The sequence below is a fragment of the Mesorhizobium sp. M7A.F.Ca.CA.001.04.2.1 genome, assembly GCF_003998485.1.
In the GTDB taxonomy this organism is placed as follows: Bacteria; Pseudomonadota; Alphaproteobacteria; order Rhizobiales; family Rhizobiaceae; genus Mesorhizobium; species Mesorhizobium ciceri.
Genome location: NZ_RZQT01000014.1, coordinates 1 through 21296 on the forward strand (window position 1 = coordinate 1; position 21296 = coordinate 21296).

Annotated in this window: 20 protein-coding genes and 2 pseudogenes; 13 read left to right on the top strand and 9 right to left on the bottom strand. The window is 63.3% G+C overall.

The genetic code is table 11. The annotated features are described in order from the left end of the window. Positions 1 to 714 (bottom strand): pyrimidine 5'-nucleotidase, encoded by a 714-nt coding sequence (locus tag EN955_RS06865; protein ID WP_013528482.1) that lies wholly within the window; start codon positions 712 to 714, stop codon positions 1 to 3. A gap of 160 nt (positions 715 to 874) precedes the next feature. On the opposite strand from EN955_RS06865, the gene EN955_RS06870 reads away from it, so the two are divergent. From EN955_RS06870 to EN955_RS06880, 3 genes and pseudogenes are all read left to right on the top strand, one after another. After that, positions 875 to 1636 carry a GGDEF domain-containing protein gene (locus EN955_RS06870; protein WP_013528483.1) on the top strand — a complete coding sequence of 254 codons (762 nt, stop codon included), beginning with the start codon at positions 875 to 877 and terminating at the stop codon, positions 1634 to 1636. Positions 1637 to 1830: 194 nt separating this feature from the next. Beyond that, on the top strand, positions 1831 to 2007 hold the full coding sequence (locus tag EN955_RS06875; protein ID WP_013528484.1) for a hypothetical protein: 177 nt from the start codon (positions 1831 to 1833) through the stop codon (positions 2005 to 2007). Next, a pseudogene (locus EN955_RS06880) lies at positions 2004 to 3439 on the top strand (GMC family oxidoreductase). Before EN955_RS06875 ends, EN955_RS06880 begins: the two are co-directional and overlap by 4 nt. A 122-nt stretch (positions 3440 to 3561) precedes the next feature. Here EN955_RS06880 and phhA read toward each other — a convergent pair. Then, the gene (gene phhA, locus EN955_RS06885) at positions 3562 to 4398 is read right to left on the bottom strand and encodes a phenylalanine 4-monooxygenase (RefSeq protein WP_013528486.1); all 837 of its coding nucleotides are present in this window, start codon (positions 4396 to 4398) and stop codon (positions 3562 to 3564) included. Positions 4399 to 4534: 136 nt separating this feature from the next. On the opposite strand from phhA, the gene EN955_RS06890 reads away from it, so the two are divergent. Together EN955_RS06890 and bchE are read left to right on the top strand one after the other, a co-directional pair. Beyond that, positions 4535 to 5011, top strand: coding sequence for an Lrp/AsnC family transcriptional regulator (locus EN955_RS06890; protein ID WP_024502088.1), 477 nt, complete (start codon positions 4535 to 4537; stop codon positions 5009 to 5011). 116 nt (positions 5012 to 5127) lie between these two features. Then, positions 5128 to 6694, top strand: a pseudogene (gene bchE / locus EN955_RS06895) (magnesium-protoporphyrin IX monomethyl ester anaerobic oxidative cyclase). Positions 6695 to 6702: 8 nt separating this feature from the next. On the opposite strand, the gene argB reads toward bchE, so the two are convergent. Together argB and EN955_RS06905 are read right to left on the bottom strand one after the other, a co-directional pair. Then, positions 6703 to 7596 carry an acetylglutamate kinase gene (gene argB, locus EN955_RS06900; RefSeq protein WP_013528489.1) on the bottom strand — a complete coding sequence of 298 codons (894 nt, stop codon included), beginning with the start codon at positions 7594 to 7596 and terminating at the stop codon, positions 6703 to 6705. Positions 7597 to 7699: 103 nt separating this feature from the next. Further along, complete coding sequence (locus EN955_RS06905; protein WP_024502089.1) at positions 7700 to 9199, bottom strand: amidase; 1500 nt, start codon at positions 9197 to 9199, stop codon at positions 7700 to 7702. A 151-nt stretch (positions 9200 to 9350) separates the two neighbouring features. Between EN955_RS06905 and EN955_RS06910 the strand changes: the two genes are divergently transcribed. The 4 genes from EN955_RS06910 to msrB all read left to right on the top strand — a co-directional run bounded on the left by EN955_RS06910 (position 9351) and on the right by msrB (position 12111). Next, entirely contained in the window at positions 9351 to 9890 is a 540-nt protein-coding gene (locus EN955_RS06910) for a sigma-70 family RNA polymerase sigma factor (RefSeq protein WP_013528490.1), read from the top strand. After that, the gene (locus EN955_RS06915; protein WP_024502090.1) at positions 9887 to 10615 is read left to right on the top strand and encodes an anti-sigma factor; all 729 of its coding nucleotides are present in this window, start codon (positions 9887 to 9889) and stop codon (positions 10613 to 10615) included. Before EN955_RS06910 ends, EN955_RS06915 begins: the two co-directional genes overlap by 4 nt. A gap of 221 nt (positions 10616 to 10836) precedes the next feature. After that, positions 10837 to 11394: a fasciclin domain-containing protein gene (locus EN955_RS06920; RefSeq protein ID WP_013528492.1), complete on the top strand. Its 558-nt coding sequence runs from the start codon at positions 10837 to 10839 to the stop codon at positions 11392 to 11394. Positions 11395 to 11607: 213 nt separating this feature from the next. Beyond that, positions 11608 to 12111 (top strand): peptide-methionine (R)-S-oxide reductase MsrB, encoded by a 504-nt coding sequence (msrB, locus tag EN955_RS06925; protein ID WP_013528493.1) that lies wholly within the window; start codon positions 11608 to 11610, stop codon positions 12109 to 12111. Between the two features lie 198 nt (positions 12112 to 12309). On the opposite strand, the gene EN955_RS06930 is transcribed toward msrB, so the two are convergent. Continuing rightward, positions 12310 to 13905, bottom strand: coding sequence for a DHA2 family efflux MFS transporter permease subunit (locus EN955_RS06930; RefSeq protein ID WP_024502091.1), 1596 nt, complete (start codon positions 13903 to 13905; stop codon positions 12310 to 12312). Positions 13906 to 13927: 22 nt separating this feature from the next. Then, positions 13928 to 15127, bottom strand: a complete 1200-nt coding sequence (locus EN955_RS06935; RefSeq protein WP_024502092.1) for an HlyD family secretion protein — start codon at positions 15125 to 15127, stop codon at positions 13928 to 13930. A 132-nt stretch (positions 15128 to 15259) separates the two neighbouring features. Between EN955_RS06935 and EN955_RS06940 the strand changes: the two genes are divergently transcribed. Further along, positions 15260 to 15994 (top strand): TetR/AcrR family transcriptional regulator, encoded by a 735-nt coding sequence (locus EN955_RS06940; RefSeq protein ID WP_024502093.1) that lies wholly within the window; start codon positions 15260 to 15262, stop codon positions 15992 to 15994. A gap of 91 nt (positions 15995 to 16085) precedes the next feature. Here the strand turns inward: EN955_RS06940 and yihA are convergent, their stop codons facing one another. From yihA to EN955_RS06955, 3 genes are all read right to left on the bottom strand, one after another. Continuing rightward, complete coding sequence (gene yihA / locus EN955_RS06945) at positions 16086 to 16745, bottom strand: ribosome biogenesis GTP-binding protein YihA/YsxC (RefSeq protein WP_024502094.1); 660 nt, start codon at positions 16743 to 16745, stop codon at positions 16086 to 16088. Continuing rightward, positions 16742 to 17380: a CatB-related O-acetyltransferase gene (locus EN955_RS06950; protein ID WP_024502095.1), complete on the bottom strand. Its 639-nt coding sequence runs from the start codon at positions 17378 to 17380 to the stop codon at positions 16742 to 16744. The genes yihA and EN955_RS06950 overlap by 4 nt, the downstream gene beginning before the upstream one ends. A 122-nt stretch (positions 17381 to 17502) precedes the next feature. After that, a complete protein-coding gene (locus tag EN955_RS06955; RefSeq protein WP_024502096.1) occupies positions 17503 to 17817 on the bottom strand; it encodes a hypothetical protein in 315 nt (104 codons plus the stop codon). A 178-nt stretch (positions 17818 to 17995) separates the two neighbouring features. Here EN955_RS06955 and EN955_RS06960 point away from each other — a divergent pair, with 178 nt between their 5' ends. From EN955_RS06960 to EN955_RS06970, 3 genes are read left to right on the top strand one after another with little or no spacing between them, the layout of a single operon-like run. Continuing rightward, the gene (locus EN955_RS06960) at positions 17996 to 18460 is read left to right on the top strand and encodes a MarR family winged helix-turn-helix transcriptional regulator (protein ID WP_013528500.1); all 465 of its coding nucleotides are present in this window, start codon (positions 17996 to 17998) and stop codon (positions 18458 to 18460) included. After that, a complete protein-coding gene (locus EN955_RS06965) occupies positions 18453 to 19745 on the top strand; it encodes an HlyD family secretion protein (RefSeq protein ID WP_024502097.1) in 1293 nt (430 codons plus the stop codon). Before EN955_RS06960 ends, EN955_RS06965 begins: the two co-directional genes overlap by 8 nt. Beyond that, positions 19742 to 21283, top strand: a complete 1542-nt coding sequence (locus EN955_RS06970) for a DHA2 family efflux MFS transporter permease subunit (protein WP_024502098.1) — start codon at positions 19742 to 19744, stop codon at positions 21281 to 21283. The genes EN955_RS06965 and EN955_RS06970 overlap by 4 nt, the downstream gene beginning before the upstream one ends. Positions 21284 to 21296: the final 13 nt, after the last annotated feature.

A 21296-nucleotide genomic window follows, 5' to 3' on the forward strand; every position in this document is an offset into this window, starting at 1 on the left:
TCATTTCCCCTCGCCCCTCTCCACAATCGCCGTCAGAAACCCCGCCAGATCGTCGGTGACGAAATCGACATCATCCTCATTGGCCGGGTCGCGCTCCCAGATTTCGGAAAAGGTCGGCTCGAAATTGCGCGGCACGATGAGCACCGTGGTCATGCCGAGCGACTTCGGCACCGAAAGGTTACGGGCAAGATCCTCGAACATCACCGCATTGTGGCCGGTGACGGCGTGGAGTTCGGCGAACTTCTCGTAGGTCTGGCGCGCCGGCTTGGGATTGAGCCCCGCAGCGACGATGTCGAAGATGTCGTCGAAATGGTCGAGGATGCCGAGCTGGCGCGCGGTGCGCTCGGCGTGCCTGCGGTCGCCGTTGGTGAAGATGAACTTGCGGCCGGGAAGCTGGCGGATGGCGGTGCCGAGAACGGGATCGGGCACCAGCCATGAATAGTCGATGTCGTGGACCTTCTCGAGGAAATCGTCGGGGTCGATGCCGTGGCGTGTCATCAGGCCGTTCAGCGTCGTGCCATATTCGCGGTAGAGCTCCTTCTGCAACTTGCGCGCATCGTCGCGCGGCAATGCCAACAGTTCGCCGACATAGGCGGTCATCTTGACGTCGATCTGCGAGAACAGATTCGAATGGTGCGGATAGAGCGTGTTGTCGAGATCGAAGACCCAGTCGGTGACATGGGCGAAGCGGGCGGGGTCAGGGAGCGTGGTCATGGGCTCCTTATGGCATGAAACGCGCATTCCGAAAGCGACTTTATCCACAACTTCTGCTCGTTGAGGTTGCGTAAATCGTCTCACGATTCAAATTTTAGGCATCTGGGAAAGGTGGCCTTCAGGGCTTGCTGGCAGAGAGGCAGTCTTGTGGGAGCAAGCGATGAACAGCATAATTCTGAGATCCGCCGCCGTTGCTTTCGCCTCAGTCGCGGCCTCTCTCCTGCTGACCCTGATCATCGTTCCGGCCATGGGATTTCCGGTCAACCGGACGATCTGGCTGACCTCCACGCTCTGTCCGCTGGTGCTGGCGTGGGCCGCCAGCGCAAGCACTTTCTGGCAAAGCGACAGGCTGAAAAACGCGCATCGCGATCTCGCCCGAGCCCATGCCCAACTCGCCGCCGCGCATCGCCGCCTGGCGGAAAAGGCGAGCCGCGACGACATGACCGGCATGCTCAACCGGGAAAGCTTCTTTGCGGCGCTCGACGGTTCGCGCCGCAAGTCCGATCGCGGCGCGCTGCTGATCATCGATGCCGACCACTTCAAGACCATCAACGACAATTTCGGCCACCTGACCGGCGATGACGCGCTGCTTTTGATCGCCAGCGCGATTCAGCGCGGCGTGCGCAGCGGCGATGTGCTCGGCCGCATCGGCGGCGAGGAATTTGGCGCCTTTCTGGTTGGCGCCACCGAGCAGGAGGCCAAGCGCGTCGCCGAGCGCATTCGCCGCGAAGTCGAGCTGATCCGCTTCCGGCCCGTCGACGAGCGGACCATTCCGCTCACGGTCAGCATCGGCGGTACTGTCTGCGGCGAGGAAGCCAGCGTGTCGGAGTTGATGCGCGCCGCCGACCGACGCCTCTACCAGGCCAAGCACCAGGGCCGTAACCTGACGATCATCGACACCGGCATTTCCGAGGCGGCGTGATCCGATCTGCCGCAACCGGCCTGTTAAGAAAACTCTAACCTTGTTTGCACTCGGTTGTACCGCTTAGCCGGGTTTTCACTGCTTTGCGGCCAGACTTGGCACGATACTGGCTTCCACGGTGATGCATGTGTCGTTCCGGGAATTGCCGTTCTGGGAACGCCATGCAGTGACGAAGCCCAGCCGAGAGACCAGCCATGAGTTTCATCATCAAGAAAATGTCACGCCGCGCGCTCGTGCAGGCGTTGATCGCATTGCCTGCCCTGTCTTTGTTCCGCAAGCTGCCTGATGCCGATGCCGCCGGTCCAAAGCCCGACCCGAACGAGATCGTCGAGGTCGGTGGCTGGATCCTGAAGCGGAGCGACCTGGCATGATCTTCGACAGCTACGAGGCGTATCGCGCTGCGAACTTCACCCCGAAGGTCTGCATCCTCGGCTCCGGTCCGGCCGGCATGACCATTGCCCGCAAGCTTGGCGCGGCCGGCATTCCGGTGGTGGTGATGGAGGCCGGTCCGCGCGAATTCAGCGACGACTCGCAGGACTTTTACCGGGGCAGCACGGTCGGGGATTTCTATTTCGATCTCGACATCACCCGGCTGCGGTTCATGGGGGGCAGTTCCAACCACTGGGCAGGCTGGTGCCGCGTGCTCGACAAGCAGGATTTCGAGCCGAAGGCCTGGGTACCCGATACGGGCTGGCCGATCGCCCGCACCGACATCGAACCCTATCTGCCGGAAGTGCGCGATATTCTCGACCTTCCGGCCCTCCGGCCCGATATGCCGATCTCGGACGACATTCGCTGGGTGCAGCTGATCAAGAGCCCGGCCGTGCGCTTCGCCGAGAAGTTCGGCGATGAACTCGACAAGGCCACGAACATCGCGGTGGTGCTCAACACTTGTGCCACCGAACTTGCCGGCGACGGCAGACGCGTGACTGGCGCCAGGCTGTGGTCGCACGGACAGGATGCGGGCTCGTTCAGCGCTGACTATTTCATCGTCTGCACCGGTGGGCTGGAGAATTCGCGGCTGCTTCTGTGGTCCAACCAGCGCTCGAACGGCGGCGTCGTGCCGAATGCAACTGCGCTTGGCCGCTACTGGATGGAGCATCCGACCTTCGAGGGCGGCAACGCCATCCTGGCCGACTATAACGCGTTCGAGGTCGACGCCGTCAACGAGGCCTTCTTCTCGCCGACACTCGCCGCCATGGAGCGGCTGCAGATCATGAATTTCGGCATCCGGCTGATCGAGACGCCGTATCCCGGGGTCAAGAGCCTTATCGCCGACCTCGCCTGCACGGCGCCCAGCATGGCGGAATGGATGTCCTACCAGCTCAGTCAGCGACTGCGCTGCGCGGCCCAGCTCTACGTCGCCTGGGAACAGGCGCCGCTGGCCTCCAACCAGATCGAGTTGTCGAAGACCGATGTCGACCATGCCGGCGTGCCGCGCATCGAACTGCACTGGAAGAAATCCGAACTGGAACATCGCACCCTTCTCGAAGGGCTCAGACTGTTCGGCGCAACGCTGATCGAGAAGAATCTCGGCCGCGTGCGCATTGCCGACTGGATCAGCAATGGTCAGGACTATCCGACCAACGACGAGACGGCGGGCCATCACCATATGGGCGGCACGCGCATGGGCACCGACATCAGCAAGAGCGTGGTCGACGCCAACTGCAAGGTGCACGGCATGGACAATCTCTATGTCGGCGGCTCCTCGGTGTTCTGCACGTCGGGGCAATGCAACCGACGACGATCACCGCGCTGGCCTGCCGGCTGGGCGACCATCTCAGCAAGGTGGTCACCGCCTGACGGCTGCAGGGCAGCATGCTGCCTAGGGCAGTTCACCGTTTCACGGAACGGCGATCCGCTCTAACTCTTTGTTTGACGCAATTCCGGACGGAAAACCGTTTCACACTTTTCCTGGAATTGCTCTAGAGCGTCGCCGGGTCGAGCGCCGGCTGGTCCTTGCGCCGGGCGACGATTGCCGCGAAATCGGCGGTCTGGAAGGCATCGCGCAAGGCGTCGAAGGACGGCAGCACGAAATAGGCGCGCTGGAACTTGTCGATCTCGTAGCCGGTGCGCATCACCGTTTCCAGGTCGAAGGGCACGTGGTGGGCGTCCTTGCCTTCGACCGCGAACTGCAGCTCAGTAAACGACGACATAAGGCCGGCGCCAAAGGCCTTCAGCGGCTGGCCGGCCTCCTGCATCAGGCCATATTCGGCCGTGTACCAGTAGAGCCGGGAAATCATCTCGTCGCCACCCAGCGCGATGATGTCGCCGGCCTTCTCGCCATACATCTGCATGAAATCGGCGAACACCGGTTGCGACAGCGCCGGCACATGGCCGAAGAAATCATGGAACATGTCGGGCTCGACAATGTAGTCGAGCTCCTGCCTGGTCCGCAGCCAGTTGGTGACCGGGAAGCGGCGATCGGCGAGATGGTCGAAAAACGGAGCCGCGGGAATGAGCCCCGGCACCGCGACGATCTCCCAACCGGTCAGTTTGCGCAGCTTGGCGCTGACCTCGTCGAAGTCGGGAATACGGTCGAGCAGGCCGAGTTTTTCGACGCCGTCGAGGTAGGAATGGTGGGCGAGCTTGCGCGTCAGTCTGGTCTGGCGGTCGCACAGCGTGCGCCACACCGCCTGCTCTTCATCGCTGTAATCGTAACCCTGCGACACGGTGAAATCGGCACGGCAGACCGAGTAGTCGCCGCGCAATCCTTGCGCCGCGCAGTCGCGGGCATATTCGGCAACGCTCATCGTCGTCATGGTTTTTCTCCTCGCAAAGCAAATGGCTGACGTGTTGAAGGTTAAGCGGGTTTGCGGAGGCGAATCGGTTTTGATGATGGTTCGAATTCGGAAATCGGGATAATATTCACTCATAAATTCCCAGGAAGGAGTGGAAATGCCTCGATTCGATGATTTCGAGATCAAGATGCTTGATGTCCTGCAGCGCGACGGGCGCAAGCCGGTTTCCGAGCTGGCGCAAGAGATCGGCCTGTCGACGACACCATGCGCGCGGCGCTTCGAGGCGCTGCAGGAGGCCGGCATCATCAAGGGATTTGCCGCCGTGATCAGCCGCCGCGCTGTCGGGCTGATGGTCGAGGTGTTCATCCAGGTGCGCCTCGTCAGCCACAGCGACGGCTCGCCCGAAAGCTTCATCGCCGCCGTGCAGCGCATGGACGAGGTTTCCTCGTGCTGGACGATGACCGGCGACCATGACTTTCTGCTGCATGTCATGGTGCCGTCGGTCGACGAGCTCAACGCTTTCGTCATGCACCGGCTGATGCGGCTCGACGGCGTGCGCGACGTCCACACGCAGTTGGTGCTGCAGAACATCAAGGGCCCGGGCCATGTGCCGCTCGGGCATCTCAGGCGATGACAATGCCTGCCCTTCGCACTCCTTGAGGAAAAGCTGCACGCAAACTGCTGAAACGGGCCAAGCGCGTGTCCACATCGCCGGCCAGCTTGTGCGGACCAACTGCCAGGAGGTCCGCCATGAAAATCGTCCTGATCAATCCGCCGCACACCGCCATCGGCAGCCGCGTGCCCGACGATCACCTGCCGCCGCTCGGCCTGCTGGCGATCGGCGGGCCGCTGATCGATGCCGGCCATCAGGTGCGCCTCGTCGACGCCGAGTTCGGGCCGATGCCGCTCGATGACGTCGTGCGCAGCGCACTGGAGGACCACCCCGACTTCGTCCTGATCGGCCATTCCGGCTCGACCTCGGCGCACCCGACCGCCTTGGTGATCGCGCGCATGATCAAGGAGCGCGAGCCGGCGACCATCATCATCTATGGCGGCGTTTTCCCGACCTATCATTGGCGCGACATCCTGGCCGCTACCGATGCCTTCGACTTCATCGTGCGCGGCGAGGGCGAAGCGACGGTGGTGGCGCTGGTCGAAGGGCTGGAGATGCGCCAGCCGCCGGCGAGCGTGGCCGGCATCGCCTATCGCGACGATCTCAGCCGCCCCTTCGCCACACAGGCGGCCATGACCATTGCTGACCTCGACGCCTACCGCGTCGGCTGGGAACTGATCGACCATCCCAGTTACAGCTACTGGGGCGGCAAGCGGGCCGTGGTCATGCAGTTTTCGCGCGGCTGTCCGCATCTGTGCAACTATTGCGGCCAGCGCGGCTTCTGGACCCGCTGGCGGCATCGCGATCCGGTGAAATTCGCCAGGGAGATCGCATGGCTGCATCGCCAACATGGCGTCGAGCTCATCAATCTTGCCGACGAGAATCCGACGGTCTCGAAGAAAGCCTGGCGGGCCTTCCTCGATACCCTGATCGCCGAGAACGTGCCGGTGCTGATCGTCGGTTCGACCCGTGCCGACGACATCGTGCGCGATGCCGACATCCTGCATCTCTACCGCAAGGCCGGTGTCATCCGCTGGCTGCTCGGCATGGAAAACACCGACGAGCAGACGCTTCAATTGATCCGCAAGGGCGGCAGCACCTCATCCGATCGCGAGGCGATAAGGCTGCTGCGTCTCAGCGGCATCCTGTCTATGGCGACCTGGGTGTCCGGCTTCGAGGACGAAGGGTTTCGCGACCTGTGGCGCGGCTTTCGCCAACTCATCGCCTACGACCCCGACCAGATCCAGGCGCTTTATGTGACGCCGCATCGCTGGACGCCGTTCTTCCGCATCGCGCGGGATCGCAAGGTGATCCAGCAGGATGCGCCTGTGGGACTACAAGCACCAGGTGCTGCAGATGACGCGGCTGAAGCCGTGGATGCTGTTCTTCAGCGTCAAGCTGATCGAGCTGGCGGTGCAATCACGGCCGAAGGCGCTGGCCCGCATCCTGTTCCACAAGGATCCCGAGCAGCGCCATTCGATGCGCTGGTACACACAGATGGGCCGCCGCGTGTGGTTCCGCGAGGTCTGGGGCTTTCTGGTCCGCGACATCAGGGTGAAAGACGGCCCGACGCTGGCCGAATTCTGGGGCGCGCCGCAGGACGCCGAGGAGGAATCGATGTCCGTTCGACGCCCGGCCAGAAAGCCCGCCATTCCCACCATCGACAATATTGAAGATTCCGAGGCGAGAAAGTTAGCCGGCTGACGAGCCCCTCAGGGCACGATCAGCGTGCCGGCGCCATGTTCGGTGAACAGTTCCAGCAGCACCGCATGCGGGGTCTTGCCGTTGAGGATGACGACGCCTTCGACGCCGCGCTCGATCGCTTCGATGCAGGTCTCGACCTTGGGGATCATGCCGCCCGAGACCGTGCCGTCCTTGATCAGCGCCTTGGCCTCGGCCACGGTCAGTTCGTCGATCAGCTTCTTGTTCTTGTCGAGCACACCCGGCACGTCGGTGAGGAACAGCAGGCGCGTCGCCTGGCAGGCGCCGGCAATGGCGCCGGCGAAGGTGTCGGCGTTGATGTTGTAGGTGTGGCCATCGCGTCCCGGCGCCACCGGCGCCAGCACCGGGATCATTTCGGAGCGTGCCAGAAGATCGAGCAAGGTACGGTCGACCTCGACCGGCTCGCCGACGAAGCCGAGATCGAGCACGCGCTCGATGTTGGAGTCCGGATCGATCATGGTCTTGCGGGCCTTTTCGGCGAACACCATGTTGCCGTCCTTGCCGCACAGGCCGATCGCCCATTCGCCCTCGGCGTTGATCAGCGCGACGATCTCCTTGTTGATCGAACCGGCCAGCACCATTTCGACGATCTCGACCGTCTTCTGGTCGGTGACGCGCAGGCCGCCTTCGAACTTGGATTCGATGCCCATCTTGGCCAGCATGGCGCCGATCTGCGGGCCGCCGCCGTGGACGACGATCGGGTTGACGCCGGATTGCTTGAGCAGCGCGATGTCGCGCGCGAAGGCCTTGCCGAGCTCGATGTCGCCCATGGCATGGCCGCCATATTTCACCACGACCGTCTTGTGCTCGTAGCGCTGCATGTAGGGCAGCGCCCGCGACAACAGGGCTGCCTGCATTTCGGCGGTGGCGGTTATTTCCGTCATCGGCTTGGTTCCCTGGAGATCGGTAAGGACGGCGGCGTCTTAGCGGGAATTGGCGCCGCCCGCAAATGGCTTTGCTGTCATATTCGAGCGCCTCACGGCCTCGTCATCGTGTCGGCACCATCAGCGGCGCCCTGCGGCCCAGCCAACCTGAGATCTTCTCCATCTGCGCGGCGAGCGACAAAAGCGTCTCCTCGTCGCCCGGACGGCCGGCAGCCTGGACGCCGATCGGCAGACCGGCGTCGGTGACATGGACCGGCAGGGCGATCGATGGCTGGCCGCTGACATTCTGGATCGCCGGCCAATGGGTGAACCAGAGGCTCTTGTCCATCAACTGGCCGAAGAACGGCTTCAGCTTCAGCAAGGGCGTCAGGTGAAGCTTGTCGAGCAGGTTCTCGATGAGGTCGTCGGCGCCTTTCGGATCCATTGCGCCGCAGGCAAGCGGCGGGTGGGCAATGATCGGCATCAGCACGGCGTCATACTGCGCGGTCTCTGCGATCAGCCGCCGTGAGGCGGCATGCAGCCGCTGCAGGTCGGCATAGGTCTCGCCGGCCGACACCAGTTCGCCGAAGCGGGCGAGCACGCGCGTCGCCCGCTCGATGTCGCCGGCAACGGAACGGCCGACGCGCAGCGCTTCGGCCCGCATCGTGCCAGCGACGGCGGAGGCAACCGTTCTGCAGAAATCGGCGAAGAAATCGCGGCCGATAAAGGGCAAGTCGATCTCCTCGACCGTGTGGCCGCCCTCGCGGGCAAGCGCCACCGCCGTGTCGAGCGCCTCGAGCGTCTCGTCCGAGATCGGCAGGCGAAGCGGCGATTTGCGGTACACGGCCAGGCTGAGCTTGCCGGGATCGCGCGCGGCGGCAGCCGCGAACGTGCCTTTCGGCCGCGGCGCGGCATAGGGCGACAGAGGATCGGGCCCGTGGGTCAGGTCGAGCAGCAGCGCGCAATCGCGCACCGAACGGGTGAGCGCATGGTCGACGACCATGCCGTACCAGCTTTCGCTCACCAGGGGCGTCAGCGGTATACGGCCGCGCGACGTCTTCAGGCCGACAAGTCCGGTGCAGGCGGCAGGCACACGGATCGAGCCGCCGCCATCGGAGGCATGCGCCACCGGCACGACGCCGGCTGCGACCAGTGCTGCCGAACCGCCCGAAGAGCCGCCGCTGGTATGGCCGGTGTTCCACGGATTGCGGGTGATGCCAAAGGCCCTGGATTCGGTCATCAATCGAAGCCCGTGCTCCGGCGATGTCGAGGTGACGATCGGGATAAGTCCGGCAGCGAGATAGCGGTCGGTCAGCGCCGAATTGACGTCGGCCAGCCATGCCGGAATGCGGCTGCCGCCATGCGTCGGCACGCCCTGGATGGCGATGCCGAGATCCTTGATGGCGAAGGGAACACCAGCCAGCGGCAGCGAGGGGTCGACGGTCTTGGCGCGGGCGCGGGCAGCATCGTAGAGCGGTTCGGCCGTGGCATTGATGTCGGGACGGGTGGCCTCGGCGCGGGCAATCGCGGCGTCGGTCAGTTCGACGGCCGAAACCTCGCCCTTGCGGACCAGATTGGCGAGGCCCGTGGCATCTTCTTCCCAAAGGATCCGTTCGACCGACATGCGCGCTCCCCATCAATGAAGGCAAGCTAGCCAGTGGCAATTCCATTGGCAATCGACCGACGGATCCGGGCCGGCGACACACAAAAGCTTAGGCGTGCACAAGGTTATTTCCGTCGTTGCAAATACATGGCAATCGCCTAATTTGCTTGCAATGACGCCGCAAGACATCACCAAGCTGATCGTTCGGACTTCGATGAAGGATCGGGCCGCGTTCGATCTGCTTTACCGGCAGACCAGCGCGAAACTTTTTGGCGTCTGTCTTCGTGTATTGAACGACCGGGGAGACGCGGAAGAAGCGCTGCAGGAAGTCTTCGTCAAGATATGGACGAAGGCCGACCGTTTTGCTGTTTCCGATCTAAGCCCGATCTCCTGGCTGGTGGCAATCGCGCGCAATCATGCGATCGATCGCATCAGAGCGCGGCGCAAACCCGCCGCCGACATCGATGCCGCGCTCGACGTGGCCGATCCGGCGCCGGGGCCTGAAGCGATGGCGGTGGCGGGCGACGAATCCGAACGTATCCACCATTGTCTCGATGAGCTGGAGAAGGACCGGGCAGCCGCCGTCCGGGGCGCCTATCTCAAGGGCGAGAGCTATGCCGAACTGGCGGAGCGCCATGGCGTGCCGCTGAACACGATGCGTACATGGCTGCGCCGCAGCCTGTTGAAACTCAGAGAATGCCTGGAAAGATGACGCTGGCAGAAGACACAGGACCGGAACGTGGAGGCGACGACCTGCTCGCCGCCGAGTACGTTCTCGGCGTGCTCGATGCCGACGAACGCCAGATCGTCTCTCGCCGCATCGATGCGGATACGGTTTTCGCCCGTCTTGTCGAGGACTGGGAGGTCAGTCTCTCACCGCTTGCCGCCGCCTATCGGGAAGTCGAGCCGCCGGTTTCGGTGAAGACCGCGGTCGACCGCCGCCTGTTCGGTACCGCTGCCGCGGTGAGCAGGCCCGCCGAAGTGCGCGGCGGCCTGTGGTCCAGCCTGGCCTTCTGGCGCGGCCTTGCCGCAGCCGCGGTTGCGGCACTGGCGATTTACATCGCCGTGCCCATTCTCAACCCACCGGTCGAGCAGCCGCAGGCGCGACTCGTCGCTTCGCTGGCCGCCGAAGGCAGCGACGTCAAATATCTTGCCGTCTACGACGCCGCGCATCACGAAGTCGGCCTGTCGCATGTCTCCGGTGAGCGTGCTTCCGGCAAGGACTTCGAGCTGTGGATGATCGAGGGCAAGAACCCGCCGGTCTCGATGGGCGTCATTCCGGCAGGTGCAACGGCGCATATTATCGTCTCGCCGGCGGCCCATCAGAAACTTGCCCAGGGCGCGGTGCTTGCCGTCAGCCTCGAGCCGTCGGGCGGTTCGCCGACCGGACAGCCGACCGGACCGGTGGTTGCCGCTGGCGAGCTGAAGAGCATCTGACCGGCTCTTCACCTGAAAAATCACAACAGACTATCATAAGTCTATCCTTCGCTGAACATGCCCATAGACAGCATGTCGGCAGGCGGCCGACGGCTCGGGAAATCCCTCTGCGCCATGGATAAAATCAAAAATCACAATATTTCTGAAACTCGGGCGAGTTTGTTCCGTATCTCCTCGCGTCCCCAAAAATGGGAAGAGAAAAACCCGAGGAGTTCGACATCATGCGTAGATACGCCACCCTTTTGCTCGCCGGTACGATCGCCGTTTCGGCCCTTGCCACCGCCGCCTACGCCGAAAACCCGATGGTTGGCGGCGCCGCCATGTATGCCAACAAGAACATCGTCGAGAACGCCGTGAACTCGAAGGATCACACCACGCTGGTCGCCGCCGTGAAGGCCGCCGGCCTTGTCGAGACGCTGCAGGGCGCCGGTCCGTTCACCGTGTTCGCGCCGACCAACGAAGCCTTCGCAGCCCTTCCGGCCGGTACGGTCGAGACGCTGCTCAAGCCCGAAAACAAGGACAAGCTCACCAAAATCCTGACCTGCCATGTCATCGGCGCCAAGGCGATGGGAGCAGATGTCGCCGCGATGGCCAAGGCTGACGGCGGCACCCACAAGGTCAAGACGGTCGGCGGCTGCGAATTGTCGCTCAAGGCCGACGGCGGCAAGGTCACGGTCACCGACGAGAACGGCAATGTCGCCAATGTGACGATCGCCGATGTCGAACAGTCCAATGGCGTCATCCACGTCATCGACAAGGTTCTTTTGCCCAAGATGTAACAAGGGGCTTGCTGCCGGCGAACTGACGGCAAGGACCCTCCGTCGATTGCACGATCCCGCTCCCGTGATCCGCAATTGGCCCGTGCACTTCGCGCCCGCCTGCATTCGGATGTGGGAGGGCGCGGAGTGTTCGTTCGAGGGGCTACCGTCACCGGCTTTTGATTTCCGCGCGGCGGTGTAGTTTGGCAAAAAGGACATCAGGAGGAACTGGTCATGAACCGTCGCGACTTTCTTTTGAGCGGTGCCGCCGCCATCGGCGTGATCGGGGCCGCGGCAACGATGCTGCGCATGGGCGATCCGCAGGCAGCACAAGCGGCCGAGAGCTTCGAGGTCGTCAAGACCGACGCCGAGTGGAAAGCCATCCTGTCGCCGGCTGCCTTCGACGTGCTGCGCAAGGAAGGCACGGAGTACCCCGGCACCAGCCCGCTGCTCAACGAACACCGCAAGGGCATTTTCGCCTGTGCCGGCTGCGACCTGCCGGTCTATTCGTCGGAGACGAAATTCGATTCCGGCACCGGATGGCCGAGCTTCTGGCAAGAGATCCCCAAGGCGATCGGCACGACCGTGGACAGGTCGCTCGGCATGACGCGTACCGAGGCACATTGCCGCCGCTGCGGCGGCCATCTCGGCCATGTCTTCGACGACGGTCCGGCGCCGACCGGCCTGCGCCACTGCATCAACGGCGTCGCGCTGACCTTCAAACCCGCCACGGCCTGAGTCCATAGACTGGAATGCAAAAAACTCCGGGCTTGCGGCCCGGAGTTTTTTGCGCGGTCAGAGCTTTTCGGGCATGGACTGGAGGAGCTTCCCGAAACCGCTGCCCACGTATCTTTGTCTTGTCGCAATCCCCAAGGGAAAGCGCTGCGCGCTTTTCCCGGGAAAACCGCCTTACACTTTTCCTGGAATTGCTCCCTATCAGTGCCCCCCACCGCCGCCGCCACCCGGTGCGGCCGGCTTGCGGATCAGCATGGTGAACAGGCCAAGCGTCGCAAACAGCACCGTCAGCATGAAGAACACGTCCATGAAGGACAGCAGCGCCGCCTGCTGCTGGACCATGCCAGACAACTTGGAGATCGCAGCGCTTGTCGCGTCGAGGCCGGGGGTCTGCTCGAAATTGCGGGTCATGTTCTGCAGCTTGGTCTGCGCGGCTTCACTGCCCCATTGCACATGCTCGGAGAGCCTTGCGTAGTGGAAGGCGTTGCGGTCGATCAGCACGGTATTGATCAGCGCAAGGCCGACGGCACCGCCAAGGTTGCGGGTGAGATTGAACAGGCCGGACGCGTTCTTCAGCCGCTCGGGCGGCAAGGTGCCGAGCGCGATGTTGTTGATCGGAACCATGCACAGCATCATCGAACAGCCGCGCAGGATCTGCGGGATGAGCAGCTCATAGAAATCCCAGTCGGCGGTCAGATGCGTCATCCACCAGGTGCCGGTGGCGAAGCCGAAGAAGCCGATCATCATCATCAGGCGCGGGTCCATCTTGTTCGACAGGATGCCCGAGATCGGCGCGGTGAAGAACATCGCCAGGCCGCTGACGAACAGAGCCTCGCCGATCATCATCGAATCGTAGCCGCGGATGCGCCCGAGGAACACCGGGTAGAGATAGGTCAGGCCGTAGAGACCGATGCCGATGACGAACGAGAACAGCGAGCCGAAGGCGAAGTTGATGTTGGTGAAGGCCTTCAGGTCGACGATCGGCTCCTCGGCGGTGAACACGCGCCAGAAGAACAGCACCGCGCCGACGGTCATGACGACGGCGCAGATGAAGACGCCCTGGTCCTGCAGCCAATCATTGTTGGGGCCTTCCTCGAGCACATATTCCATGCAGCCCAGGAAGGCCGCCATGCCGGCGAGGCCCCACCAGTCGAACTTGCTGAACAGCTTGAGGTTGGGCTTGTCGAAGTCGATCAGCGTCCAGGCCGCCGTTGTCACCAGGATGCCGGGCACGACGTTGACCAGGAACAGCCAATGCCAGGACATGGCATGGCTGATATAGCCACCGACGGTCGGGCCGATGGTCGGCGCCAGCGTCGCCACGAGGCCGATCATCGGCGAGACGACGGCGCGGCGCGAGGGCGGGAAGATGGTGAAGGCAGCGGCAAAGACGCTCGGTATCATGCCGCCGCCGATGAAGCCCTGGACGGCGCGGTAGACGATCATCTGGTCGATGTTGGTGGCGGTCGCCGCCAGCGCACTGGCCGCGGTGAAGCCCGCCGCCGAGATGGTGAACAGCACGCGCGTCGACAGCATCCGGCTGAGAAAGCCGGACAGCGGGATCATCACCACTTCGGCGATCAGGTAGGCGGTCTGCACCCACGGAATTTCGTCGGAGCTGGCGCTGAGGCCGGCCTGGATCTCCGACAGCGAGGCGGAGACGATCTGGATGTCGAGGATGGCCATGAACATGCCGAACACCATCGCCAGGAAGGCGATGACGCGCCGCGTCGAAATGGTGTCAGGCACAGCCGGCCTCGCCGGCGGCGCTCCTGCTGTCAGGGTTGCGGTTGCCATGGCATTGCTCCCCGGCCGCCGCTCAATTCGACGCTGCCACTGACGCCGACCCGGATGGGGCGGTGCGGCTGTCGACGGCGACGACGACGCTCAGGCCGGCGCGCAGCTTACCGCTCTTCAGCGCATCGGCCGGCACATCGATGCGGACCGGAACGCGCTGCACGACCTTGGTGAAGTTGCCGGTGGCGTTTTCGGGCGGCAGCAGCGAGAACACGGCACCCGAAGCCGGCGCCAGCGACGAAACGGTTCCCTCGAAGTCCTGGCCGTCGGTCGCATCGACCGAGATCCTGACCTTCTCGCCGGGAACAAGCCGGGCAAGTTGTGTCTCCTTGAAGTTGGCGACGATGTAGAGCTTGTCCATCGGCACGATGACGGCGAGCTTCTGGCCGGGGCTGACAAGGTCGCCCTGCTCGACCGAGCGGTTGCCGACGATGCCGTCATATGGCGCCTTGAGCACGGTGAAGGAAAGATCGCGCAGCGCCTTGTCATGGCTGAGCTGCAGGGACGCCAGCGTGCTCGCCGATTCCGCGCGCTGCGCCTGCAGCACGCCGATATTGGCTTGCGCGGCGGCGATCTGTGCGTCGGCCCCGACAAGGGCGGCATCGGCCTGCTGGACCGCGGTCTGGGCGTCGTCCAGCTGCGCCTGCGTGCCGACATGGGTCTTGAGCAGCTGCGAGGCGCGCGCGGCGACCTTGGCTGCATTGTCGGCCGCTGCCTGGTCGGCGACCTTCTGCGCCTGGGCCTGCTGCAGCGAGGCGCGGGCCGCGTCGGTCTGGGCGTCGATACGGTCGAGCGTCTTGCTCAAGGTGGCGATCTGCGCCTCGGCCTGGGCGACGGCAATCTTGTAATCGCCGTCATCGACGACGAGCAGCGGATCGCCGGCCTTGACCAGCTGGTTCTCGCTGACCTTGACCTGATCGACATAGCCGGAAATCTTGGGCGAGATGAACGCCATGTCCGCCTGGACATAGGCATCGTCCGTCGAGATCATGAAGCGGCCCGTTGTCCAGTAGTCGTACCCATACCAGGCGCCGGCGCCCAGCAAGGCAATACCGATGACCGGCAGCAGGAAGGAACGCACCGAACGCTTCTTCCTGGCCGGAGCCTCTGCCGGCGGCGACGAGACGGGCTGGACAGGCACTTCCGGTGCTTCCGTCGCTGGCGCAACCTTGGCGTTGGGGAAGGGACGGACTTCGGCAGTGGTCGGCGCGTTCGAGGACATGACATCTCTCTAAAGTTATAATATAATACTGAACCGTTCGGTTCGATCCGGCCGTTGACATAGCGCGTAAAGAGGACCATATCAAGGGCAATCGAACCGCTTGGTTCGAATTATTTTCGAGGTGTGACTTTCATGACCGAGACCCCGCCCAATGTCGAAAACGAGTCGTGTGACGACCTGTTGGAAAGCTTGCGCCGTGGCCGCCCGGCCGCGGGGCAGGATCCGGCCAAGCGCAGCCAGATCATCGACGGCGCCCGTCGTGTCTTCATCGACAAGGGCTTCGAAGCCGCCTCGATGAACGACATCACCCGCGAGGCCGGCGTCTCCAAGGGTACGATCTACGTCTACTTCGCCAACAAGGAAGAGCTGTTCGAGGCGCTGATCGAGGAAGAGCGCGGCACCATCTTCAAGAACATGTATGACGTGCTGGACAATGCCGACAACCTGCGCGAGACGCTGGTGAAGTTCGGCAAGGTGCTGGCTCTCAAGATCACGTCGGCCAAGGTCGTCCAAGCGCAGCGCACGGTGATCGGGGCATCAGACCGGATCCCCGACATGGGCGCGCGTTTTTACGAGCGCGGTCCCAAGCGTGGCCACGACAAGGTCGCGGCCTTTCTCAATGCCGCCATCGAGCGCGACCTGCTGCGCATCGACGATGTCGATCTTGCCGCCTATCAGTTCACCGAACTGTGCCTGGCCGGTCTGTTCCGCCAGTGCATCTTCGCCTACCGCACCAAGGCCCCGACCCAGGACGAGATCGACCACATCGTCAGGTCAGGCGTCAGCATGTTCCTGAAGGCCTACGGCACCGAAAGACTTGTGGCGGAAGAAGGCCATCAGACGATTGCTATCGAGGCCAAGCCCTAGCCCGACCATGCTCTAACTCTTTGTTTAGACGCAATTCTGGACGGAAAACCGCTTCACACTTTTCCTAGAATTGCTCTAAGGTGCGGATGCTTTAGCCGCCATTGGCGGCAAGCACGATGGCTGCCTGCAATTCCTGAAGGCCCTCGGCCTTTTCAGAAGAGGTGGCCAGCACGAACGGGAACGCCGCCGGCCGCTTCTTGATCTTTGCCAGCGTCTCCTCGATCAGCCTCGGCACGCCGGCAGTCTTGATCTTGTCGGTCTTGGTCAGCACGATCTGGTAGGACACCGCCGCCTTGTCGAGCAGCGACAGCACTTCGTCGTCCTTGGCCTTGATGCCATGACGGGCGTCGATCAGCACATAGACGCGTTTCAGCGTGACCCGGCCCTTGAGGTAATCGAAGACCAGCTTGGTCCACTCGTCGACCTTCTCCTTCGGCGCGGTGGCGTAGCCGTAGCCGGGCATGTCGACCAGCGCCAAGGGCGGCAGGTCGGCGCCCTCGCCCGAAAATCCATCCGGCACGAAATAGTTGAGCTCCTGCGTGCGCCCCGGCGTGTTGGAAGTGCGCGCCAGCCCCTTCTGGTTGACCAGCGCATTGATCAGCGACGACTTGCCGACATTCGAGCGGCCGGCAAAGGCGATTTCCGGCGGCCCTTCCGGTGGCAGGAACTTCATCGCCGGCACGCCGCGGATGAAGATCCACCCTCGCGTAAACAGTTCGGTGCCGATTATGCTGCTGTTCAGAGCGTTCAAGCTGCTGCCTCCAGAAGAGAAATATTGGCACCCCGGATAGCATCGAGGTTGCGGCTGACCTTGTCTACCGGCCAGTCCCACCACGCCACCGCCAGCAGCCGCCTGATTGTCCGGTCGTCGAAACGCATCTTTACCACCTTGGCCGCGTTGCCGGCGACGATCGCATAGGGCGGCACGTCGTGCGTCACCACCGATTTCGCAGCGACGATGGCGCCGTGGCCGATTTCCACCCCGGGCAGGATCACCGCCTCCATGCCGATCCAGACGTCGTTGCCGACGATGGTGTCGCCGCGCACCTCCTTCGACCAGGTCGCCGGATCAAAACCCTTTTCCCAGCCATGGCCGAAAATATTGAACGGATAGGTCGAAAAGCCGGACATGGCGTGGTTGGCGCCGTTCATGATGAAGCGCGCGCCCTCGGCGATGGCGCAGAACCTGCCGATGATCAGCTTGTCGCCTATGAACGGATAGTGATGCAGGATGCATTTCTCGGCGAATTTGTCCGGCCCGTCGGGGTCGTCATAATAGGTGAAGTCGCCGATCTCGATGTTCGGCGCGTTCACCAGTCCCTTGAGGAAGCCGACGCGGGTATGCATCGGGATCGGGTGCTTGATGTCTGGGTTGGGTCCGTCCATGTCGAAATCCGTCAGAGAAATGGCCGCCAGGTGCATCCGAAACTCAAATGCCCGTTCAAAATAGCGTGATCCGCCCTATAGCACCAATCGGGCGACGAGCGAGCTTTCCTTGACGGCCTTGCTCATTTGCTGCCGCGGCAAATCACGATCGGATCGGACAGCGCACTGTCGAAACCGCTGCCCTGATAGACGGTGACATTCGTGGCGCCGGGCGGCAGCATGAAGCTGCCTTCGACGATTTTCTGGTCGCCGGCCGGCATGTGGAGAGCCCAGCTATAAGTGCAAAACTGAGGCGGCGCCTGGGGTTCGACGTGGCTGCAGTTCAATTGCGCGCCACCCAGCATGGCGGCGCCGCCGCAACTGACGGCGCCCTTTGCGAGCGCAATGCCCGGCCATCCCGCAATGGCCGCCACGGTCGCGATCTTCAGCCAATTCATCGTCGTATCCTTGCCCGGCAACAGCCCGCTACCTGAGCCTTTGGGTGGGTCGCAGCCCATGCGTCATTTTTTCCAGGCGGGCTTAGTCCGTCTTGCGCACCGCGTCCAGCAAGATTATGTGCATGATGATAATAAGCATGCTCACTAACAGTTGCGCCGAAAAACTCCAGTACCTCCCATGCCATCGTCACCCAACATCAGCTTCGTGCTGCACGATGTCGCGCGCCTGCTTCGAAAGCGGTTCGAGCAGAGGTCGCGGGCATCGGGGCTGACCCGCGCCCAGTGGCAGGTGCTGGCCTATCTCAGCCTGCATGAAGGCATCCACCAGAACAAACTGGCGGACCTGATCGAGATCACGCCGATCACGCTCGCCCGGCTGCTCGACAAGATGGAAGCAAGCGGCTTCATCGAGCGCCGGCCCGATCCCGCTGACCGCCGGGCATGGCTGCTGTACCTGAAGCCGCAAGCCCATCCGCTGATCGAAATCATGCGCGGCAATGGGCGGAAGACGCGTGACGAGGCCTTTGTCGGCCTTTCCGCGGATGCGCAACTGCATCTGCTGCAAACCCTATCCCTCATCAAATCCAATCTGCTCGCGGCTTGCGCCCAGCCTGCCGCCGACCGGGAGAAAACACATGGCTGAATCAACCTCACCAAAGAAGCCTGTCGAAGAAGACGGATCCGCCGCCGACCGGGCGCGCGACCAGGTCATCCGGCTGGACAGCGAACGCGAGCAAAGGCGAGCCAGCACCGTCATCGACAATGACGAGCTCGAAGCACCGGTCGCCCTGGAGCCGGCGGCGCTCGAGGCTCCGTCCAAGGAGCCACGCCAGGCCGGGGTTGCGGTGGCGCCTCCGGCGCCGGTCAAGCCCAAGCGCGGCCGGGCACGGCCGATCCTGTTTGCCCTGCTTCCGTTCGCGCTGGTCGTCGGCGGCTATTACTACGTCATCGGCGGCCAGGTCATGACGACCGACAATGCCTACATCCAGGCGCAGTCGCTCGGCGTTTCCACCGATGTCTCCGGCACTGTGTCCGAGATCGACGTGCACGAGAACGAGGCGGTGAAGAAGGACCAGGTGCTTTTCCGGTTGCGGCCGGCCTCTTTCGAAACCGCTCTTGCCGCCGCCCAGGCACAGCTCGGCACAGTGCGCAACCAGGTGCTGACCTTGCAGGCGAGCTACCAGCAGTCGCAGGCGCTGATCGAGCAGGCGCAGGCCGACATCCCCTATTACGAGGCCGCTTTCCAACGCCAGCAGGATCTGCTCAAGACCTCCACCTCCTCCAAGGCGACCTTCGACAGCGCCCAGCACGACCTCGTCGCCGCCCGCCAGAAAGTGTCCGTTGCCCAAGCGCAGGCACAGGCGACGCTTGCCCAGCTCGGCGGCGACGCCAGCCAGCCGGTGGAGAAGAACCCGTTCTATCTCCAGGCGCAGTCGGCGGTGGACGACGCCCAGCGCAACCTTGCCGATTCCATCGTCAAGGCGCCATTCGACGGCATCGTCACCAATGTCGACGCGCTTCAGGTCGGCAAGTACCTGCCGGCTTCGCAGCCGGCGTTCAGCCTGATTTCGGCGACCGAGCTGTGGATCGCGGCGGAGCCTAAGGAAACCGAACTGACCTATGTGCGGCCGGGACAGACGGCGACGATCAGCGTCGACAGCTATCCCGGTGCCGTCTGGCACGGCAGGGTCGCCTCGATCAGCCCGGCGTCGTCGTCGAGCTTTTCGCTGCTTCCGGCGCAGAACACCACCGGCAACTGGGTCAAGGTCGTGCAACGCATTCCGATGCGCGTGACGGTGGACGATCTCCAGGGCAAGCCGCCGCTGCGCGGCGGGATGAGCGTCGTGGTCGGCATCGATACCGGCCATGCGCGCGGCCTGCCGGACTTCGTGACGGAGCTCCTCGGTCGGTTCGGACAAAAGTCATGACCGGCGCGTCCGCGACAGGTGGCGTGGTCGCCAATCGCGGCGCCATCACCGCGTGCGTGATCCTGGCCGTGATCATGCAGGCGCTGGACACCACCATCGCCAATGTGGCGCTGCCCTATATCCAGGGCAGCGTTTCGGCAAGCGCCGACCAGATAAACTGGGTGCTGACGTCCTACATCGTCGCGGCGGCCGTCATGACGCCGCCTTCAGGCTATCTTGCCAATCGCTTCGGCCGCAAGCGCATCCTGCTGATCTCCATCACCGGCTTCGTCGTCGCGTCGGTGCTGTGCGGCTTCGCGCAGTCGCTGCCGCAGATCGTCGGCTTCCGCCTGCTGCAAGGCCTGTTCGGCGCAGCCCTGGTGCCGCTGGCGCAGAGCATCCTGCTCGACATCTACAGCGTCGAGGAGCGCGGCTCGGCGATGGCGCTGTTCGGCGTTTCGGTGATGGTCGGGCCGGTGCTCGGGCCGGTCATCGGCGGCTGGCTGACCGAGAATGTCAGCTGGCGCTGGGTGTTCTACATCAACGTACCGATCGGCGCGCTGGCTTTCGCCGGCGTCTCGATGTTCGTCCAGGAAACCAAGACGGACCTCAAGGCCAGGCTGGACTGGCTGGGCTTCGGCATGCTCAGCGTCACCATCGCGTCGCTGCAGATGTTCCTCGATCGCGGCGAGCAGCTCAACTGGTTCTCGTCGTCCGAGATCATCGTCGAGGCGCTGATCTGCGCGTCGGCCTTCTACATCTTCCTCGTCCACACCTTCACCGCCCGCAACACCTTCGTGAACCCGCGGCTGTTCCTCGACAGGAATTTCGCCGTCGGCATGATCTTCATCTTCATCATCGGCATCACCTATCTGGCCTCGCTGGCCCTGATGACGCCCTATCTGCAGACGCTGATGGGCTATCCGGTGGTGACGGCCGGCATCGTCATGGGGCCGCGCGGTCTCGGCACCATGGCTTGCATGTTCCTGGTCGGCAGGCTGATCGGCAAGGTGGACACACGCTGGCTGCTTCTAACCGGCCTGCTGGTCACCGCCTGGGCGATGTACGACATGACCGGCTGGACGCCTGACGTCTCGCAATGGACGATCATCAGCACCGGCTTCATCCAGGGCGCGGGCCTGGGTTTCCTGTTCGTGCCGCTGACCACCATCACCTTCGCCACGCTGGCGCCGGAGCGGCGCGCGGAAGGCACCGGCCTGTACAATCTGTCACGAAACATCGGCTCCAGCGTCGGCATCTCGGTGGTCACCGCGCTGTTGACGCAGAACGTGCAGATCAACCACGCCAACATCGCTACCTATGTGACGCCCTACAACCAGGCGTTCAGCAATCCGGCGATCTTCCATGCAATGGATCCCTACAGCGCCGCGGGCCGCGCCGCGCTCGACGGCGTGGTCACGCTGCAGGCCACGATCATCAGCTATATGAACGACTTCAAGCTGATGATGATCCTGTCGCTTGCCGCCATTCCGCTGGTTCTGTTGCTGCGCAAGCCGGCGACTCCGGCCAAGATCGACCACAGCGCCGTGATGGAGTGACGACGCTCGAAAC